Consider the following 17,887-nt stretch of genomic DNA (forward strand, 5'->3'; position numbering starts at 1 on the left):
GAAGGGCGGATGAGGGGCAGCTTTGGGCTCGCCGAAGCCGGAAAACAGGAAACCCCGCCGGGGCGGGGTTTCCTGAGAGGCACTGGATCCCGGCCTTCGCCGGGGTGAAATAGCGGCATAGGCGCATTCAGAGCATGCGCGCCGCTATTTCACTTGATCTTGCCTTCCTTGTAGATCACGTGCTTGCGCACGACCGGGTCGTACTTCTTGATTTCCATCTTGCCCGGGGTGTTCTTCTTGTTCTTGTCCGTCGTGTAGAAGTGGCCGGTGTTGGCCGAGGAGATCAGACGGATCTTGTCGCGCTTGGATGCCATGTGTAGTTACTCCTCAGACCTTTTCGCCGCGGGCACGCAGCTCGGCCAGAACGGAATCGATGCCGTTCTTGTCGATGGTGCGCAGCGCGTGCGCGGAAACCTTCAGCTTGACCCAGCGGTTCTCGCTGGCGACCCAGAAGCGGCGCTCGTGCAGGTTGGGCAGGAAACGACGACGGGTCTTGTTGTTGGCGTGGCTGACGTTGTTACCCGTCATCACACGCTTGCCGGTCACTTGGCATACGCGGGACATACGCACCTCGATAAGTAATTGTGTCGCCCATAGCCCGGGAGACGGCGGCCCGGCGGACGGCCTGCAGGGCAGGACGGACACCACGCGATACGGCATGAAAACCGCTGCTGACCCAAGCCGGAATCGCGTTTCCGGCCGCAGATCCGGACAGGCCGGACGCAGCGAGCCGCGCATTATGCGTGGGTTCTCCTTTGCGCGCAAGTACTTACGGCGGTCCGCCGGCTGGCGTAGCCGGCCTCCCGACCCCAACCAAGGGTTATGGACCCCACGCGGTTTTCGATTGGCCGCCCCTGGCGCCCTTGGCTACGGTGTCGGGGCCGGAAGCCGCCGGTGTCCAGGAGCAATGAGCATGTCCGAGTCCGCCAGCTGGGGACCCCCTTACCTGCTCTACCTGGGTAACGCACAAGACGATCTGGCCGCCAAGACCGCCCGTGGCCTGGCCTACTGGCGGCCGGAATGGTGCGTGGGCCAGGTCCGCGGGCCGCACTGCAAGACCAGCGTCGGGCTGCCTGATCTGGATGTTGGGCAGGCGCAGGCCGCCGGCGCCCGGACGCTGCTGGTCGGCGTGGCCAATGCCGGCGGTGTGATGGATGGCGATACCGTGGCGGCCGTGCTGGCCGCGATGGAGGCGGGACTTCATGTGGCCTCGGGCCTGCACCAGCGCCTGGCCGACGAACCGCGCATCCGGGAGGCGGCCGACAGATTGGGACGCGTGCTGTTCGATGCCCGTCGCCCGCCGGCACTCGAGGTTGGCAAGGCTGTGCCGCGCGCGGGGCGGCGCCTGCTCACCGTCGGCACCGACTGTTCGGTGGGCAAGATGTACACCACGCTGGCGCTCGAACGCGAACTCCGGTCGCGCAACATCGCGGCGGACTTCCGCGCCACCGGGCAGACCGGCATCTTCATTGCCGGCGGGCATGGCGTGCCGATCGACGCGGTCGTCGCCGACTTCATTTCCGGCGGCGCGGAATGGGTATCACCCGCACGCGACGACGGTGGCTGGGAGCTCATCGAAGGGCAGGGTTCGCTCTTCCACCCGTCGTTCGCTGGTGTTTCGCTGGGCCTGCTGCATGGCGCGCAGCCGCATGCACTGGTGCTCTGCCACGAACCGACGCGCCAGCACATGCGCGGCCTGCCCCACTACACCCTGCCTGCGCTGGAGGAGTGCCTCGCCGCGAACCTGCAGGCGGCGCGCCTGACCTCGCCGGGCGTGCAGGTGGCGGGTATCGCGGTGGACACCTCGCGGCTGTCGCGCGAACACGCGGCCAGCCTGTGTTCCCACGTCGAGAAGCGCTTCGGCCTGCCATGCCAGGACCCTGTCGCCGACGGCGTGGCGCGCATCGCGGACCGGTTGCTGGAGCTCTATCCGCCCGCCTGATCACCCGGGAGGCGGGTCGGGGCTACGTATGATGGGTGCCACCGGGAAGGAGCCTCGCATGCGCCTGCGCCATATCGAACTGTTCCAGGCGCTGCTGCAGGCGGGCACGCTGACCGGCGCCGCGCGCCTGCTGCACATCTCGCAGCCGGCGGCCAGCAAGTTGCTCCAGCACGCCGAGACGGGATTGGGCTTCGCGTTGTTCGAACGCGTGAACGGACGCCTGGTGCTGACGCCGCAGGGCCGGATGATGCGCGAGCACATCGAGCGTGTCGGCGACGAACTGGCCGATCTCGACCGCCTGGCCCGCAATGTGGTCGCGCCGGGCGGTACGGCGTTGCGGGTGGTGGCCACGCCGACGCTGGCCGGGGCGCTGCTGCCGTCTGCGCTGCGCGCATTGTCGGCGCGCTATGCCGATGCCCAGGTGCAACTGCTGACGCAGCACACGCGGGAGATCGTCGATGCACTGCGGTTGCGCGATGCGGACATCGGCCTGACGTTGCAGGCGGTGCATGTTCCCGGCATCCGCCAGCTCGTATTGGGCGAAAGCCCCGCGCACGCGATCGCGCCGCCCAGCTACTGGAGTGATGACGCCATGCGCGAACCACTGCCGCGGTCTGCCCTGGCCGGCCAGGTGATGGTCGGCCTGGACGTGAGGGACGCCCTGGGGCGTGCCGTACGCCAGCATCTGCAGGATCTCGCACCGCCGCCGCGCATGCGCATCCGCGTGCAGACGTACCCGCTGGCGCGCGCGCTGGTCGCCGATGGGCATGGCGTGGCCGTGGTGGACGCCTTCACCGCGCGAACGGCGGGGCCCGCCGTGCAGGTCCGCCCGCTCGATCCGCCGCTGGCGGTAATGCTGCACGCGCTGCTGCGCGACGGCGAGCCGCCGATGCCGGTGCAGCGGCACTTCATCGACAGCGTGAAGCGGCTGGCGCGCGATTACGGGTGAGCGGCGAGCGCCTGCTTGCGTTCGCGCGTCCAGGCACGGATCTGCTCCTCCAGCACCGGCAGCGTCACCGATCCCTGCTTCAGCACGGCGTCGTGGAAGGCCTTGATGTCGAACGCCGGTCCCAGCGCCTGCTCGGCTTCGCCGCGCAGGCGGACGATGGTGATCTCGCCCAGCTTGTAGCTCAGCGCCTGCGCGGGCCAGGAGATGTAGCGGTCGACCTCGGTGGTGACTTCGTGCTCGGACAGGGCGGTGTGGTCGCGCAGGTAGGCCAGGGCCTGCTCACGCGTCCAGCCCTTGTGGTGCACGCCGGTGTCGATGACCAGGCGAGCGGCGCGCCACATCTCGTAGGTCAGGCGCCCGAAATCCTCGTACGGCGTTTCGTAGATGCCCATCTCCTTGCCCAGCTTCTCGGTGTACAGCGCCCAGCCTTCGCCGTAGGCGGAGATGTAGTTGTCGCGCCGGAAGGCGGGCTGCTCGCCCTGTTCCTGCGCCAGCGCCGCCTGCAGCGAGTGGCCGGGCGAGGATTCGTGCAGCGTGAGCGCCGGCAGGTTGTAGAGCGGGCGCGAGGGCAGGTTGTAGGTGTTGAGCCAGTAGGTACCCAGGCCGCCGCGGCCGGCGGTCCAGAACGGCGCGATGTCGGCGGGCACTTCGACGATGGTGAAGCGCCCGCGCGGCAGCGTGCCGATGAACTTGCCGACTTCACCGTCCACGCGCTTGGAAATCCACGCCGCGCGGTCTAGCAGCTGCTGCGGCGTCTTCGCGTAGAACTGCGGATCGGTGCGCAGGAAGGTCAGGAATTCGGCGAACGTTCCCTTGAAGCCGGTCTGCCTGATCACCGCCTGCATCTCGGCCTGGATGCGCGCGACTTCCTCCAGGCCGATCGCGTGGATCTGTTCGGCGGTCAGGTCCAGCGTGGTGTATTCGCGGATCTGCTGCGCGTAGAAATCCTTGCCGCCCGGCATCGCTTCCGCCGCCAGCGTGGTGCGCGCTTTCGGGACGTATTCGGTACGGAAGAACGTCAGCAGCGTGCCGAACGCGGGCACGACCTGTTCGCTGATCGCCGCGCGCGCTTCCTTGCGCAACGCTTCCTGCTCGGCCGCGGGAATGCTGGCTGGCATCTTCCTGTAGGGCGCGTAGAAGGTGGACTGTTCGGGGTCGCGTTGTTCGGCGACCGCGGCAATCGACACGTCGCGCCCCTCCAGCACCGCGCGCGGCACGGTGAAGCCGCGCTTCAGTCCGCTGCGCATGTTGGCGATGTGCTGGTCGAAATGGCGCGGCACATCGCGCAGCCGAGCGGCGTACGCACGGTAGTCGTCGGCGGACTTCATCTGCCGGCGCGCCATGAAGGACAGGTTCGACCAGAACGACGAGTCGGAATTGAACGGCATCTCGTACGCCCGCAGCCGCACCTCCGCCGCCAGGTTCTCCACCTGCGGGCGGTAGATCGCGAGGTTGATGCGGTTGTCGGCGGACAGCGCCCCCGCGTCGAGACCGTCCAGGTCCTTCAGCACCTGCTCCCACACCTTCAGGCGTGCCTGCTGCGTCGGGGCGTCGACGTCCGGCAGGCGACGCTTGTCGCCACTGGTGTCGGTGTCTTCGTCGGCCTGGCCGGTCTGTTCCTGGCGCCATGCCCACTCCTTCTCGTAGATCGCCTGGAAGCGCTTGTCGGCGTCGGAGGGAGCGAAGGCGAGCGCGTGCAGGGGCATGCAGGCGAGCAGCAGGGCGGCGGTACGGAATTTCAAGGCGGACATCCGGTGGAAGCGGAAACCGGATGGTAATGCAGGGGCCATCTGCTCGTCCGGAGCGCATGGCCTGCGGTTGTGGGAGCGACGTAAGTCGCGAGCTTGTTGCTTGTCGGTGAATCAGGCTCAGCGCTATCGCGACTTACGTCGCTCCCACATGCCACCTTCCCACAACAGCCTAAGCCTCAACCCTTCGGGCGCAGCCGTTCCAGCACGCCGTCCAGCGTGTCCAGGTCGGTGTACTGGATGATCAGCTTGCCCTTGCCGCCGCGACCGTGCGCGATGGTCACGCGCGTGCCGAGGCTTTCGGACAGTTCGGTTTCCAGCGAGGCTATGTCCGGCTGCGGCGCGGCCTTGGCGGGCTTGGCCTTCTTGCCGCTCACCGGCACCTTGCCGGCGGCGAACTGCTGCGCGCGGTGTTCGACTTCGCGTACCGACCAGCCCTGTTCGGCGGCGTCGGAAGCCAGCTTGCTGGCCAGGTCCGGCGATAGCGTCAGCAGGGCGCGGGCGTGGCCCATTTCCAGGCGACGGGCTTCGAGCAGGGCGCGGATGGCCGGGGGCAGTTCCAGCAGGCGCAGCAGGTTGGAGACCGCGGCGCGCGAACGGCCGACGGCTTCGGCGGCCTCGGCGTGGGTCAGCGAGAATTCGTTGATCAGGCGCTGCAGCGATTGCGCCTCTTCCAGCGGATTGAGGTCTTCGCGCTGGATGTTCTCGATCAGCGCCATCGCGATGACGGTGCGGTCGTCGAGCTCGCGCACGACCACCGGCACTTCCGCCAGCCCGGCTTCCTGCGAGGCGCGCCAACGGCGTTCGCCGGCGACGATCTCGAACTTGCCCGCCGAAATCTCGCGCACGACGATCGGCTGGATGACGCCCTGCGCCTTGATCGACTCGGCCAGCTCGGTGAGCTTGGAAGCGTCCATCTGCATGCGCGGCTGGTACTTGCCCGGCTGCAGCTGCTGCACCGGCAGCGTGCGCAGCGCTTCGCCCGGCTGCGCTTCCGGCGGGGGCGTCTCGGCGGCCTTCGGGCCGAGCAGGGCTTCCAGTCCGCGACCCAGGCCGCGCTTCTTCGGGGCGCTCATCACGCGTGCTCCATGTGCTGCTGTTGCTTCTTGCGGTCGGCGGCACGGCGCAGGATCTCGCCGGCCAGGCCCAGGTAGGCGACGCCGCCGCGCGAGGCGCGGTCGTAGCCGACGATGCTCTGGCCATGGCTGGGGGCCTCGGCCACGCGCACGTTGCGCGGCACGATGGTGCGGAACACCTTGTCGCCGAAATGGGTGGTCAGTTCGCCGGACACGGCATTGGCCAGGTTGTTGCGGATGTCGAACATCGTGCGCAGCACGCCTTCGATCTCCAGGCCCGGGTTCAGGCGCGCGCGCAGCGCCTCGATGGTTTCCATCAGCGCGGACAGGCCTTCCAGCGCGTAGTACTCGCACTGCATCGGCACCAGCACGGAGTCGGCGGCGGTCAGCGCATTGAGCGTCAGAAGCGACAGCGCGGGCGGGCAGTCGATGATGATGAAGTCGTAGTCGCCGCGGATGGGCTGCAGCGCACTCTTGAGGCGCTGCTCGCGGCCATCGGCATCCATCAGCTGGATTTCCGCCGCGGTCAGGTCGATGTTGCCCGGCATCAGGTCGAAGCCTTCGGCCGTGGTGACCACCGCTGCCTTGGCATCGACCTCGCCCAGCAGCACGTCGCAGGTGGATGCTTCCACCTCGCGCTTGTCCACGCCGCTGCCCATCGTCGCGTTGCCCTGCGCATCCAGGTCGACCAGCAGCACCCGCTGCGGCGCGCGGGCGAGCGCGGCGGCGAGGTTCACGGCGGTGGTGGTCTTGCCGACTCCGCCTTTCTGGTTGGCGACGGCGATGATGCGGGCCATGCGAGGGCGCCTTGGTCAGGTCCGGGGTGAGGGGGGATTATGCGGGCTGGGGCGGGGCCGTGCGAAATCAGGAGTACGGGCAACACGGCGGCAGCCGGTCACCGTGTCCGAGGATCCCCACGGATCCCGAACCGGGCGCCAGTCTTTTCAACGGCTTAGGTCGCGCGGGCGCATGCCCGAGGCGCTCAGTCGCGACGCACGACCACCATGTGGCGCTCGCCGACCAGGCCGGGCACGGTCAACGGCTGGATCGTGTCTACCGACCAGCCGCCCGGCAGGGCGGCGATCTCGTCGTCCGGGCGCACGCCCTTCATCGCCAGCAGCGCGCCGCCGGGCTTCAGCAGGTGGCCACCGACGGCGATGATGCCGGCCAGCACGTCGAGCGCGCGCGCGGTGAGCGCGTCGTAGGCCTGCGGTTCGTCGAGCGCTTCGGCACGGGATTCGGCCACGCGTGCGTTGTCGAGTTTCAGCGTGCGCACGGCTTCGCGCAGGAAGCGCGCCTTCTTGCCGTTGCTCTCCACCAGGGTCACCCGCAGACCGGGCTTGGCGATGGCCAGCGGGATGCCGGGCAGGCCGGGGCCGGTGCCCAGGTCGGCCAGCGCGCCGCCGCGCGCGGCGAGATCGTCCACGAACGGATGCATCGCCAGCGAGTCCAGCAGGTGGCGGGTGACCATCTCGCGCGGGTCGCGGATGGCGGTGAGGTTGTAGGTCTTGTTCCAGCGATCGAGCAGGGCCAGGTAGGCCAGCAGGCGTGGCGCCAGCGTCTCGGCGTCGAGGCCCAGCGACACCAGGCCGCGGTGGAGGTCGTCGCGCAGGTCGGCGGGAAAGGCAGTGTCGTTCATCGCGGCATTATCGCAGGCCGCCATGCCGCACCGCGCGGATGCCAGGCCAGCGCGGCGCGGTAGCCGGGTGCGGGGGACCATTCGTGCAGGCGCCAGTCGTTGGCCTTGCCGAGCGCGGGATCGCACGCGGCCAGGCGTGCGCCCTCGTCGCCGAGGTCCACGTGGAAGCGATGCAGGCCGAAGGAAATCCCCTGGCCATGCGTCTTGAGCACGGCTTCCTTGACGCACCACAGTCGCACGAACGCGAGCAGGCGGACCTCATCGTCCTCGATGGCGTGCAGCCAGCGGGTTTCCTCGGGGTGGTAGAAGCGGTGCGCCAGTTCCATCGCGCGCGGACGCGGGCGAAGGCGTTCAACGTCAACGCCCAGCTCGACGTCTTCGCCCAGTGCCAGCAACAGCGCGTCTCCACTGTGACTCCAGCCGGTCTCCAGGTGGTGCAGCGGCGCGATGAAGTGCGGCCGACCCTGTGCATCGCGGGTGATCGGCAGCGCCTGCGGCGGCATGTCCAGCGCACGCGCGAGATGCGCGCGCGCAGCGGGCTCGCCGCGTTGCCGTGGCGCATGCGGCAGCAGCCACAGCGCGATCCCGTCGCATCGCCAGTCCGCCGGCATGTCGCGCCAACTCACGTTAGCGACGCTGCGTCGTGGTGCGGCACAGCGTGCAAGCCTGCGGCGATGGCGCTATCAAGCACGGGCACGGAAGCTTCCCCCACGGAGTTAACGACGGTTTCACGCAGTGCGTTGGAAATTGAAGCGTGCCCCGCGCCAAGGGGTCCTGTCCATCGAGGGAGAAGCAACGCAATGAATTTTCTCATCTATCTGATCGTGGGTGGTATCGCCGGCTGGCTCGCCAGCATCGTCATGAAGCGCGACGGTTCCCAGGGCATCATCCTGAATGTCGTGGTCGGCATCATCGGCGGCTTCCTGGGCGGCTGGCTGCTGCCGACGCTGGGCCTGGGCCTGGGCGGCGGCTGGGTCGGCTTCCTGCTCACCGCCTTCATCGGTGCGGTGGTACTGCTGCTGATCGTGAACCTGTTCACGCGAGGCCGCGCGAGGTAACGGTTCCGCTGCGGCCGCGTGCGCGTTCGAGACGCACCCAAGGCCCGTGGCACGAAGAAGGCCCGGCATCCGCCGGGCCTTCTTCATGTCTGTGGTTCATCCGCCCAGCCGCACCCACGCAGGCGCATGGTCGCTCGGTCGTTCCCAGGTGCGTGGTTCGCGATCGATGCCGGATTCCACCGCATGCGCGCGCAGCGCGTCGGAGACCAGCGTCAGGTCAATGCGCAGGCCCAGGTTCCGGCGCAGGCCACCCATCCGGTAATCCCACCAGCTGTAGACGTTCGCTTCGTCGCTGTGCAGGCGGAAGGCATCGTGCAGGCCCAACGCATAGAGGCGCTGGAGTGCGGCGCGCTCTGCGGTTGAGGTCAGGATGTGGTCGTCGTTCCAGACCTTGGGGTCGAACACGTCGCGATCGTCCGGCGCGATGTTGAAGTCGCCCATCACCACCAGCTTCGGATGCGCCTGCAGTTCGGCGGCCAGCCAGTCATGCACCGCATCCAGCCAGCGCAGCTTGTAGGCGTACTTGTCGGTACCCACGTCCTGGCCGTTGACCACGTAGAGGTTGATGATGCGCACGTCGCCGACGGTCGCGGCGATCACGCGCTTCTGTTCGTCCTCGAACCCGGGGATGCCGACCTGCACGTCGCCGATCGGCTCGCGCGACAGCAGCGCCACGCCGTTGTAGGTCTTCTGTCCGGCGAACACGCTGCGATAGCCCGCCTCCGCCAGCGCGGTGTCGGGAAACTTGTGATCCTCCAGCTTGGTTTCCTGCAGGCCCACCACATCCGGTGCGAACGCACCGAGCCATTGCGTGAGGTGCGGCAGGCGCACGTTGAGCGAATTGACATTCCAGCTGGCGATCTTCATCTAGGTAATAATTCCTTGGTAAGTCAATAAGATAAAGCTATCTCGTCCGACAAATCCCGATCTAGCTACCCGGCTAGCTACCAAAAAATGGCCTATTGGACAGTGAGGGAAGTGCCGCTGGTCGGCCCACCCTCATTGTCGTCAGGGGATGGTTGCTTACGCCACCGCTCGCCCCCGAATCTGCGCCAATACCCCAACAAGCTGGGTCACCTTCGCTGGCGGGAATACGCCCAGCGGCCCTTGGGCGTTGACGTCGGTAAACGGGGACTGGAAGAGCCGGTCGGCCTCCATCACCCCGTTCTCGGTCAGCTCCTGAACGACAAGATGGATGAATTCAATCTGGTTCGGCGTAGCGGTGCCACCGCTGATGAATTCACTGAAAGCGTGCATCGCGGCGTCGCGCTCCAAGCCCACCAAGGAGCGAACGAAGAGGCCCAAGCCGCTGCTCTGCTCCTTGGCTTCTCGGATGAGTGCCGGCGTGCCGCCTGCTTCCAGCAGCATCTTCTCCAGCTCGTCCAAGTCGGTCGCCGTCAGCGGCTGGTTGCGCCGCAGGCGTTGCAGCGACAAATGCGCTTCGTGGGCTTTCAGGAAAGCACGCGCCTTCTCCTTGAACTTGGTCATGTTCAGGCCGGCCGTCACCTGTGGCAAGTCGATGACCGTGCTCTCGCCTAGCTCGTCCTCGAAATCGGTGTAGACGATCTTCTTCTGACCCTTAGGGATGAGCTTGATGAGGGCGCGAAGGCGACGGCGCACTGTCTCCAGCATCGGGACGGTCACGCCCTCCCACCATTCATCACTGGTCAGCGCCTGAATCAGTACCGCTTCGGCTTTGATGGCCGGGATGGCCATCTGGCCCTCGAGCTCGGTGGCGATGCGCTGGATGCGTTCCCGCAAGGCTGCGAACTCGGGCTTGGCTTGCAGGATGGCGAGCTGGGCGCGCAGCACGAGCATGTCGAAGCGTTTTGCTTCCTCGTCGTCATCGATGAGAGCCGAGGGAAGGCCGGCCAGCTTGGTGGTGAGATCCTCAACGTCCTCCGCGCCGAGCGAGCTCCATGCCTCGGTATTGGTGAATTTCTCGACGTAGCGGCGCTGCGGTCGGACGACGAAGTTGTCCACATTCATCGCCGCGACCTTCTCGTGCAGCATCTTGGCGATGTCGCTTCGCAGTTGCCCTTCGGTGAGGCTTTCGCCGTAGGCAACGTCGCCTTCGGCCACGCTGCCGTCCTGCTTCAGTCGCTTATCGAGCTCCAGTACAACCTGCAGCCGAGCCTTGAACAGCCGGGTCGAGAGCGGTTCGGTGGAGGAGCCTTCCACGAACTCCGGGTTCTGACTGAAGAACTCGAGGTTGCCGCAGAAATCGAAGATGTAGAAATCCTGCTTGTCCTCGCCGGGGCCGTAGAGGTCTTTGCACAGTCGCGTGCCGCGCCCCACCATCTGCCAGAACTTGGTCTTGGATCGGACGATCTTGAAGAAGACCAAATTCACCACTTCCGGCACGTCGATGCCGGTATCCAGCATGTCCACGGATGCCGCGATGTGGGGCGCCTTGTCCTTGTTGGAGAAGTCGTCGATCAGGCTTTGCGCGTACTCGGTCTTGTAGGTGACCACGCGGGCGAAATGGCCCTTGTAGTGCGGATAGTTCACGTTGAACCGCTCGACGATGAAGTCGGCGTGGTCGTTGTTCTTTGCGAAGATGATCGTCTTGCCCAGCCGATCCCCCCCGGCCACCGTGTGGCCCTTGGTCATCACCAGCTCCAGCGCCTTGTCCACCGTGTCGGTGTTGAACAGCCACTGGTTGAGTTCTGCCGGATCCACTTCGGTGGGGATCGTGCCCTCCTCGTTCCACTCCAGTGCATCCCACTGGTCCTTCTCATCCTCGCTCAGCTCGCTGTACTTGATCCCTTGGCGCTGGAACTTGAGCGGCACCGAGATGGGGACTGGCTTGACCAGATGTCCGTCCGCGATGGCCTGCTCGAGGGTATAGGCGTCGGTCGGGACACCGGTCTCCAGATCGAAGAGGCCATACGTGTTCTTGTCGATCTCGTCTTTGGGCGTGGCAGTCAGGCCGACCAGAAGGCTATCGAAGTAGTCGAAGATGGCGCGGTACTTCTGGTAGACCGAGCGATGGGCTTCGTCGATCACGATCAGATCGAAGTGCCCCACGCCGAATCGGCGCTGCCCATCTTGGGCTTCGTCGATCAATCCCATCATCGTCGGATATGTGGAGACGAACACCCGGCCATCGGTGTTCTTGTCGGTCACCAGATTCACCGGGGCAGCGTCTGGCAGGTGGGTCTTGAACGCATTCACCGCTTGGTTCACCAGCGCAACGCGGTCGGCAAGGAACAGGACGCGCTTGACCCAGTTGCTGCGCATTAGGACATCCGCCAGCGCGATGACCGTGCGGGTCTTGCCAGAGCCTGTCGCCATCACCAACAGCGACTTTCGCTGGTGATCCACCTCGAACGTCTCGCCGACACGGCGTACGGCCCGAGTCTGGTAGTACCGTTCGATGATGGCGGGGTTGATGACGGCCTCGGCCAGCTTCCGTCTGCTGCTGCGGCGCTGGATCAGCAGCTCAAGCTCATCCTTCTTGTAGAAGCCCTGTACGGGACGCGGCGGATAGGAAAGGTCGTCCCAGATCCAGTGCTCGTAGCCGTTCGAGTAGAAGACGACGGGGCGCTGGCCGTACTGGGCCTCCAAGCAGTCGGCATACAGCTTGGCCTGCTGCTGGCCGACCTTGGGGCTGCGAGTGGTGCGTTTGGCTTCCACCAACATCAGCGGCTTGCCGTCGTCGCCCCAGAGCACGTAGTCCACGAACCCCTTGTTCTCGGCATTCGGCATGCCAGTGACTTCGATTTCGAAGTTCTTCTCTGGGTCGAGGTTCCAGCCGGCTTCGCGTAGCAGCAGGTCGATGTACGCCTTGCGGGTCTCGGCCTCGGAGTAGTCATGAGTGTCCGGCTCGGCGGCATTGGCCTTCTTCGCGGCGGCCACCTCGGCCCGCAGCTGCTGCAGCTCGGCGTCTAGCGCGGATTTCTCATCACGCAGGATCGCAAGGGCGTCATTCCGTTCCGCAAGTTGCTCGGCAACTTTTTGCAGGGCCGCCTGAGTGAGCGTGGTGCCTTGCTCGGCCTTCGGAATTTGCGCAAGGGAGAAGGTCAGGCCCGGATCGGGCCGGTCGGTACGTCCATATTGGCGGGCCAGCCAAAAGCAGAAGTGGAATAGCTCGCGGGTCGCGGCGATGGCGTCGCTTTCCAGCACTTTCTTCTGGCTGTGGACCGCCATGTTGCCAAGGTCCTTGATCAGCTTGGCCTTGGTGAACAAAGCATTGCCCACCTGCTGGCGGAAGCTTGGCTCGAAGATCAGCGCACTCAGGTTGTCCTGATAGGGAGGCTTGAACGCCTTGTCATGGGCGTAGAGCCATGACACGGCAAGCTCCAAGCTCCGGCGCGCATAGAAGCAGGCCGTTCGGGGGTCGCTGTGGACCGCAAGTTCCGCTCGATGCGCTGCCTCGTGCAAGAAGCCCCACTCGGGGCGCAGGAAGCTGAAGTTGCTCATGTCTACGCCCTATCGTTGCTACTGCGGCCGATTCAATGTGTCAGGAATGAAGCCCTCGTGCGACAACGCCCGGATGACGCCACGAATCAGGAAGTTGTTGGCGAATCCCACGGTGTACTGCCGCGCACCCTCGCGAATGGGCAACAACATGCCGCGCTCCACCAGCTTGCTGATCTGATAGGTGCGCTGCCGGTCGGTCAGCTTCGGCATGACACCCTTCAGGTCATTGGCTTTCGAGACCCCGAGTTGCGCTGTAGTGAGCAGGACTCGCTCCTCGACAGGCGTCACCAGTTCACGTTCACGGGCGTAGTGAAGTGCCGGAATCAGGATCCGATCGATCAGGTATTCCGCATTGGCGAGGCGGGCCACCTTCTGGAGTTCGTCGAGCATGCCGCTGAGCACGTATACGCACCAGCTCTCAAGCCCTTCCTGCGTGCCGGTGTCGGCTTGACTGAGCATGGCGTAGTAGCGGTCACGGTCGTTGCAGAAGACCGCTGTCGGGTTGAGCACGCGGCCATCGGCCTTCACGTTGAAGCCGTACTTGATCAGCAGGGTATAGGTCAGCAGGCGCACGACCCGGCCGTTGCCGTTGCTGAAAGGATGGATCCACGCGAAGCGGTGGTGCGCCAGCGCAACCTTCATCAGGTCGTACTTGGCCGAGTCAGCCCGGTTGATGAACTCCACCAGCTCTGCCATGTACTGCGGCACCGCCACGGGATCGGGCGGCAGGTGCTCGGATTGCGAAATCCTGACCGGCTTTAGCCGGTACGCCCCGGGCGTCGGGTCCCCTTCGCGCTCCAGTCCCCGGACGGTCATGGCGTGGAGCTCGCGCAAGAAGTGTTCGGTCACATCCTGACCCGGCGCGAAGTGGTCTTCGATGAAGCTCATCGCGTCTTCGATGTTCGCCATCTCGCGCAGCTGGTCGGACGGCTTTGTTGGCTTCACGTCCAGCCGGCTCTCCACGTAGTCGGCCAGCGTGGTGTGGTTGCCCTCGATCCGGGCCGACCCCAAACTCTCCAGCATGTGGAAGATGTGCTTGAGCTGCAGGAAGACCGGCTCGGGTGTGCTGCCGCCCAACCGCAGGCGCCGCAGGTGCTCAAGCTCGGTGATGACATCGACCAGCGGGGAGTCGAATCCGGGGTTGAGCAGGTCAAGGTCGTAATGGTTGAAGGTGGGCATGTTCGCTCCCCAACAGGAACTCCGAGAGTTTGCCACATTATCTGCAAAAGAGTGGCGAAGCATCTTCAGGTATTCAAGAAAAGCCTTTTAAAAACAATATTTTGCACTAATTGTTCACAGTGGATAACTCGAGCAGACTGTCCGAATATCTCCAAAGTTGGGGTGGGCCAACTACGCCAGACCGCTGCCTATCTAGTGCCCGCTCTCTGGGGCCAGCAGGGCGCCAAGGTTGGTCTTTAGCGCTCCGGTGAGGTACGGGGAGTAACCCATCAGCAGGATCGACAGGGCCGCCAAGTCGTTAGTGTCAATCTCCCGAAGCTGACCGGCCGGGTTTCCAGCATGCCGGACACCCGGATAGTCCGATGCAAAGCCATACAACTGCTTCAGCGACTCTCTGATGGTTGCGTGCGGCCATGTCGTCAAGTTGCTACAAGCCCTACCTAGCGTTTGGGCGGGGATCCCTAGCGTCACTGACGCAATTGCCTCCAGTAACATGAATTGCTTGTTGAGACAGGTCTTGATGCGTTCATCGGTGGCGCCGTACCGGAGGTCGCGAACGGCCTCGTCATGGGCGAGGGATAGAGCGGCAAGGTGGGCATCTGTACTGGTCAGGCGCTTTAGTGCATTGGCCATGTCGGCAAACATGCCAGGCAACGTAGGGCTCAGAGCGCAAGGACGACGCAGGGAGTAGCCGAGGCTGTACTTCTCGATGAAATCGGAGAGCAGGCCGAAATAGCGGTTGGCTAGTTCGTCGCCCTGCAGGTCTTCAAGTACTTCGTAGGCTGCCTCGAAGAAGCGCACTAGCGCTCTTTCGCTAGAGAATCGAGCATTTCCCGAGTTTATGAGTGCTTGCCGACTCTGCTGGGAGTCGTCGACGATGTCAGCGAGTGCCTCAACGCTTGGAGGCTCCGCAAAGGATTTGGACAACTCACGGTAAAGTTCACAGTAGACATCCGCCGGCACGTCTTCGGCCTCAGTCAAAGGGAGCCAAATTGCTTGCCATGTCTCCGACCAGACAGCGATGAATTCGCCACGCATTCAGAGGCTCCCTTGGAATGCCTTGCTCTGGAGCGAGCTAAACAACTCCGTGTCCCGCTCTAGCGCGCTTCGCAACTTCTCTTCAATTCGAGAGACTTCGCGAGCGCACCTAGCAAACTCTCGCTGCATTGCGACTGGCGGGGTCGGGATGGAAATCTTCTCGAAGCTAGATTTCTTCAGAATTGGCAGAGTGGTAGAAGCTCCCCAAGCGACAATGGTCGGTTTGAAAAACTTCAGGGAAGCTAAGCCGTAACTGTCGTCTACACAATCTTCGAACCACTCCACGGCGTTCAACTGTTGATTGAACGAACTGCGAACTAACGCAGCGTCCATCTTGCCGATAGTGGCGCCAATGCAACACACCAGCGAGGCGCCAGCGCGGATAGTCCCGGCTTCCTGAGCGCCTGCTTCGGTGACCGTTCGCCTTACAGGCTTGCCGCTCTCAAGATCGCCCGGGGTAACAAAGGGTATATCGCCTCCAAACATCCCTTCCTTAGCGCTCGGTGGCGTGCCCCCTGTGGAAACCCTGCCAAGCTCCTTGAGTGCTCGAACAGGCCAACCCTTCGGGTTCTTCGCCGGATCTCCAAACATCTCGAGAAAAATCGATGTCGCGAGACGGCCGAGTTGGGTCAATGCCTCGCGGCGCTTTGTGCGAAGTGCATCAGCTTTGTCGAGGATGGCGGCGATGCGCTGTTGTTCGGGGAGGGGAGGGAGTGGAATGAGCAAATCGTCCAAATGCTCATTTCGCAGATTGTTGATATTTGCCCCGGCGGCCAAGCCAGAGACGATGCGGCGATACTCAGCGGTCTTGAAAAAATGTGCGAAATAGCTTGGATTTACCCTGGCCTGATTCGGGCGCAGAACCTTGCAAAACGCACCGAAGGCACCTTCATAGTCGCTCAGAATTGGAGCGGCCTTGCCCACGACGTCCAAACTTCCGCTGGATGCCGCGATCAATACGTCGCCCGAGCGTAGAATCTGCTTTGGGGCTACATGACCCGCTGGAACGTATACGAGGTCATCAAAAACCGCACCGGTCTCTGTAATGTTTCCTGCGCGTAAGATGGGAAGGTATCCGTCCTGGGCGGTATCGCTGGCGTCGCCTTTTCCGTAGGTGACGCCTCGAACCTGCTCTGAAATCTCTCCGACACGAACTTGAGCGGTCGTCACTTCAGCATCCTTTCCAGCTCATCCATATCAGAGTGAATCTCAGCCTGAAGCTCCTTCAGCTTGGCAAGAATCTCCAGTGGGTGTTCATGCTCCGCTGCCTCATGCACCACTTCCTTGTAGCGGTTGATGGACAGGTCATACCCCTGCGCCGCGATGTCGGCTTTGGGCACACAGAAGCTCTGCGCGGTACGCGCTCGCTCGCGTTCACTGCTGTCGCGCAAGTTCCAACGCATCAGCGCGTCGGGGAGGTTGTTCTTCGCATGCTCCCTTTCGCTAAGGGGCTGCGTAGGCGTTGTGCCGAGCTTGTCCTCGCTTAGCAATGGCTGGCGCTTGTCGTCGAGGCTCCAGCCATCGGCTTGCATGTCGTAGAACCAGACATGGTCGGTGCCGCCCGAATTGGTCTTGGTGAACAGCAGGATGGCGGTGGACACACCTGCATAAGGCTTGAAGGCGCCGGCCGGCAGGGAGATTACGCCATCCAGCTTCTGCTCCTCCACCAGCATCTGCCGCAGTGCCTTGTGCGCCTTGCTGGAGCCGAACAGCACGCCGTCCGGCACGATGACGGCGGCGCGCCCACCGGGCTTGAGCAGGCGCAGGAACAGCGCCAAGAACAGCAGCTCGGTCTTCTTGGTCTTGACGATGGCCAGCAGGTCCTTGGCGGTGTTCTCGTAATCGAGGCTGCCGGCAAAGGGCGGGTTGGCTAGGATCAGGCTGTAGCGTTCTTCGTCGCTGGCATGGTCTTGCGCCAGTGAGTCCTTGTAACGGATGTCCGGGTTATCGACGCCATGCAGCGCCATGTTCATGCTGCCGATGCGCAGCATGGTGTTGTCGAAGTCGTAGCCGTGGAACATCCCGTTGTGGAAATGCTCGCGGGCGGCAGTGTCGTTGAACAGGTTCGGGTACACGTCGCGCAGGTATTCGCCGGCGGCTACCAAGAAGCCGCAGGTGCCACTGGCCGGGTCGCAAATGATGTCCTTCGCCGTAGGCTGGGTCAGGGCCACCATCAACTGGATGATGTGGCGTGGGGTGCGGAACTGCCCGTTCTGGCCGGCCGAGGCGATCTTGCCCAGCATGTACTCGTACAGGTCGCCCTTGGTGTCGCGGTCCTCCATGGGCAGGCGGTCCAGCATGTCCACCACCTTGGCCAGCAAGCCGGCCGTGGGGATGGTGTAGCGGGCGTCCTTCATGTGCAGGGCGTAGGTGGACCCGTCGCCGCCAAGACTGCGCAGGAAGGGGAACACGTGCTCGCCCACCACCACCTGCATCTCGGCCGGGGCAAAGTTCTTGAAGCGCGACCAGCGCAGGTCGTCGTAGGGGCGGCCCTTGGGGTCGTTGCCCTCCGGGAAGATGCGTTTGGCCATGGGCTTGCCCAGCACCCGCGCCTTGGACTCTTCCAGGGTGTGGGCGTCATCCAGCCGGCGGATGAACAGCAGGTAGGTGATCTGCTCCAGCACCTCCATGGGGTTGGAGATGCCGCCCGCCCAGAACGAGTCCCAGATGGCGTTGACTTGATTGCGGATGTCGCCGGTCAGCATGAAGAATTCCCGTTTCCAAGCCTGACATTGAAGCACGAGGCCGCTTTCGGGTGCATAACCTTGCAGGTCAAGGGATGTTTCGGCTAGGAGGGTGGGGCGTGGTGGGACCTGAGGGATCTCGTGTCCGT

At 64.3% G+C, this 17,887-nt stretch carries 16 protein-coding genes; 3 read left to right on the forward strand and 13 right to left on the reverse strand.

Annotation, left to right across the window (positions count from 1 at the left end):
• Nucleotides 1-149: 149 nt before the first annotated feature.
• Both rpmG and rpmB read right to left on the reverse strand, forming a co-directional pair.
• Complete coding sequence (rpmG, locus tag Q0907_RS13080; protein ID WP_027070918.1) at nucleotides 150-314, reverse strand: 50S ribosomal protein L33; 165 nt, start codon at nucleotides 312-314, stop codon at nucleotides 150-152.
• Nucleotides 315-327: 13 nt separating this feature from the next.
• Nucleotides 328-564: a 50S ribosomal protein L28 gene (gene rpmB, locus Q0907_RS13085; RefSeq protein ID WP_192273867.1), complete on the reverse strand. Its 237-nt coding sequence runs from the start codon at nucleotides 562-564 to the stop codon at nucleotides 328-330.
• A 349-nt stretch (nucleotides 565-913) separates the two neighbouring features.
• Here rpmB and dgcN point away from each other — a divergent pair, with 349 nt between their 5' ends.
• Both dgcN and Q0907_RS13095 read left to right on the forward strand, forming a co-directional pair.
• Nucleotides 914-1,942, forward strand: a complete 1,029-nt coding sequence (dgcN, locus tag Q0907_RS13090) for an N-acetyltransferase DgcN (RefSeq protein ID WP_299345457.1) — start codon at nucleotides 914-916, stop codon at nucleotides 1,940-1,942.
• A 58-nt stretch (nucleotides 1,943-2,000) separates the two neighbouring features.
• Nucleotides 2,001-2,891, forward strand: coding sequence for a LysR substrate-binding domain-containing protein (locus Q0907_RS13095; protein WP_299345461.1), 891 nt, complete (start codon nucleotides 2,001-2,003; stop codon nucleotides 2,889-2,891).
• Here Q0907_RS13095 and Q0907_RS13100 read toward each other — a convergent pair.
• From Q0907_RS13100 to Q0907_RS13120, 5 genes are all read right to left on the reverse strand, one after another.
• Complete coding sequence (locus Q0907_RS13100) at nucleotides 2,882-4,597, reverse strand: DUF885 family protein (protein WP_299345948.1); 1,716 nt, start codon at nucleotides 4,595-4,597, stop codon at nucleotides 2,882-2,884. The two genes, Q0907_RS13095 and Q0907_RS13100, sit on opposite strands and share 10 nt — an antisense overlap.
• Nucleotides 4,598-4,818: 221 nt before the next feature.
• Entirely contained in the window at nucleotides 4,819-5,715 is an 897-nt protein-coding gene (locus Q0907_RS13105) for a ParB/RepB/Spo0J family partition protein (protein ID WP_299345464.1), read from the reverse strand.
• A complete protein-coding gene (locus tag Q0907_RS13110; protein WP_296278883.1) occupies nucleotides 5,715-6,512 on the reverse strand; it encodes an AAA family ATPase in 798 nt (265 codons plus the stop codon). The genes Q0907_RS13105 and Q0907_RS13110 overlap by 1 nt, the downstream gene beginning before the upstream one ends.
• Nucleotides 6,513-6,697: 185 nt before the next feature.
• Entirely contained in the window at nucleotides 6,698-7,354 is a 657-nt protein-coding gene (rsmG, locus tag Q0907_RS13115; protein WP_299345468.1) for a 16S rRNA (guanine(527)-N(7))-methyltransferase RsmG, read from the reverse strand.
• Complete coding sequence (locus Q0907_RS13120; RefSeq protein WP_299345951.1) at nucleotides 7,351-7,965, reverse strand: 4'-phosphopantetheinyl transferase superfamily protein; 615 nt, start codon at nucleotides 7,963-7,965, stop codon at nucleotides 7,351-7,353. Before Q0907_RS13120 ends, rsmG begins: the two co-directional genes overlap by 4 nt.
• Before the next feature lie 189 nt (nucleotides 7,966-8,154).
• Between Q0907_RS13120 and Q0907_RS13125 the strand changes: the two genes are divergently transcribed.
• Nucleotides 8,155-8,412: a GlsB/YeaQ/YmgE family stress response membrane protein gene (locus Q0907_RS13125; RefSeq protein WP_055939203.1), complete on the forward strand. Its 258-nt coding sequence runs from the start codon at nucleotides 8,155-8,157 to the stop codon at nucleotides 8,410-8,412.
• Between the two features lie 96 nt (nucleotides 8,413-8,508).
• Here the strand turns inward: Q0907_RS13125 and xth are convergent, their stop codons facing one another.
• From xth to Q0907_RS13155, 6 genes are all read right to left on the reverse strand, one after another.
• Entirely contained in the window at nucleotides 8,509-9,279 is a 771-nt protein-coding gene (gene xth / locus Q0907_RS13130; RefSeq protein ID WP_299345471.1) for an exodeoxyribonuclease III, read from the reverse strand.
• Between the two features lie 156 nt (nucleotides 9,280-9,435).
• On the reverse strand, nucleotides 9,436-12,837 hold the full coding sequence (locus tag Q0907_RS13135) for a DEAD/DEAH box helicase family protein (protein WP_299345474.1): 3,402 nt from the start codon (nucleotides 12,835-12,837) through the stop codon (nucleotides 9,436-9,438).
• An 18-nt stretch (nucleotides 12,838-12,855) separates the two neighbouring features.
• Nucleotides 12,856-14,016 carry a Fic family protein gene (locus Q0907_RS13140; RefSeq protein WP_299345477.1) on the reverse strand — a complete coding sequence of 387 codons (1,161 nt, stop codon included), beginning with the start codon at nucleotides 14,014-14,016 and terminating at the stop codon, nucleotides 12,856-12,858.
• Between the two features lie 192 nt (nucleotides 14,017-14,208).
• A complete protein-coding gene (locus Q0907_RS13145) occupies nucleotides 14,209-15,054 on the reverse strand; it encodes a hypothetical protein (RefSeq protein ID WP_299345480.1) in 846 nt (281 codons plus the stop codon).
• The gene (locus Q0907_RS13150; RefSeq protein WP_299345482.1) at nucleotides 15,055-16,224 is read right to left on the reverse strand and encodes a restriction endonuclease subunit S; all 1,170 of its coding nucleotides are present in this window, start codon (nucleotides 16,222-16,224) and stop codon (nucleotides 15,055-15,057) included.
• On the reverse strand, nucleotides 16,221-17,759 hold the full coding sequence (locus Q0907_RS13155) for a class I SAM-dependent DNA methyltransferase (protein ID WP_299345485.1): 1,539 nt from the start codon (nucleotides 17,757-17,759) through the stop codon (nucleotides 16,221-16,223). Before Q0907_RS13155 ends, Q0907_RS13150 begins: the two co-directional genes overlap by 4 nt.
• Nucleotides 17,760-17,887: the final 128 nt, after the last annotated feature.

This window comes from uncultured Pseudoxanthomonas sp. (assembly GCF_947498795.1).
In the GTDB taxonomy this organism is placed as follows: Bacteria; Pseudomonadota; Gammaproteobacteria; order Xanthomonadales; family Xanthomonadaceae; genus Pseudoxanthomonas_A.

What these genes read in the sequence shown, in the direction of transcription:
- rpmG (WP_027070918.1), bottom strand. Translation starts at nt 314, where the DNA reads ATGGCATCCAAGCGCGACAAGATCCGTCTGATCTCCTCGGCCAACACC.
- rpmB (WP_192273867.1), bottom strand. Translation starts at nt 564, where the DNA reads ATGTCCCGCGTATGCCAAGTGACCGGCAAGCGTGTGATGACGGGTAAC.
- dgcN (WP_299345457.1), top strand. Translation starts at nt 914, where the DNA reads ATGTCCGAGTCCGCCAGCTGGGGACCCCCTTACCTGCTCTACCTGGGT.
- Q0907_RS13095 (WP_299345461.1), top strand. Translation starts at nt 2,001, where the DNA reads ATGCGCCTGCGCCATATCGAACTGTTCCAGGCGCTGCTGCAGGCGGGC.
- Q0907_RS13100 (WP_299345948.1), bottom strand. Translation starts at nt 4,597, where the DNA reads ATGCCCCTGCACGCGCTCGCCTTCGCTCCCTCCGACGCCGACAAGCGC.
- Q0907_RS13105 (WP_299345464.1), bottom strand. Translation starts at nt 5,715, where the DNA reads ATGAGCGCCCCGAAGAAGCGCGGCCTGGGTCGCGGACTGGAAGCCCTG.
- Q0907_RS13110 (WP_296278883.1), bottom strand. Translation starts at nt 6,512, where the DNA reads ATGGCCCGCATCATCGCCGTCGCCAACCAGAAAGGCGGAGTCGGCAAG.
- rsmG (WP_299345468.1), bottom strand. Translation starts at nt 7,354, where the DNA reads ATGAACGACACTGCCTTTCCCGCCGACCTGCGCGACGACCTCCACCGC.
- Q0907_RS13120 (WP_299345951.1), bottom strand. Translation starts at nt 7,965, where the DNA reads ATGCCGGCGGACTGGCGATGCGACGGGATCGCGCTGTGGCTGCTGCCG.
- Q0907_RS13125 (WP_055939203.1), top strand. Translation starts at nt 8,155, where the DNA reads ATGAATTTTCTCATCTATCTGATCGTGGGTGGTATCGCCGGCTGGCTC.
- xth (WP_299345471.1), bottom strand. Translation starts at nt 9,279, where the DNA reads ATGAAGATCGCCAGCTGGAATGTCAATTCGCTCAACGTGCGCCTGCCG.
- Q0907_RS13135 (WP_299345474.1), bottom strand. Translation starts at nt 12,837, where the DNA reads ATGAGCAACTTCAGCTTCCTGCGCCCCGAGTGGGGCTTCTTGCACGAG.
- Q0907_RS13140 (WP_299345477.1), bottom strand. Translation starts at nt 14,016, where the DNA reads ATGCCCACCTTCAACCATTACGACCTTGACCTGCTCAACCCCGGATTC.
- Q0907_RS13145 (WP_299345480.1), bottom strand. Translation starts at nt 15,054, where the DNA reads ATGCGTGGCGAATTCATCGCTGTCTGGTCGGAGACATGGCAAGCAATT.
- Q0907_RS13155 (WP_299345485.1), bottom strand. Translation starts at nt 17,759, where the DNA reads ATGCTGACCGGCGACATCCGCAATCAAGTCAACGCCATCTGGGACTCG.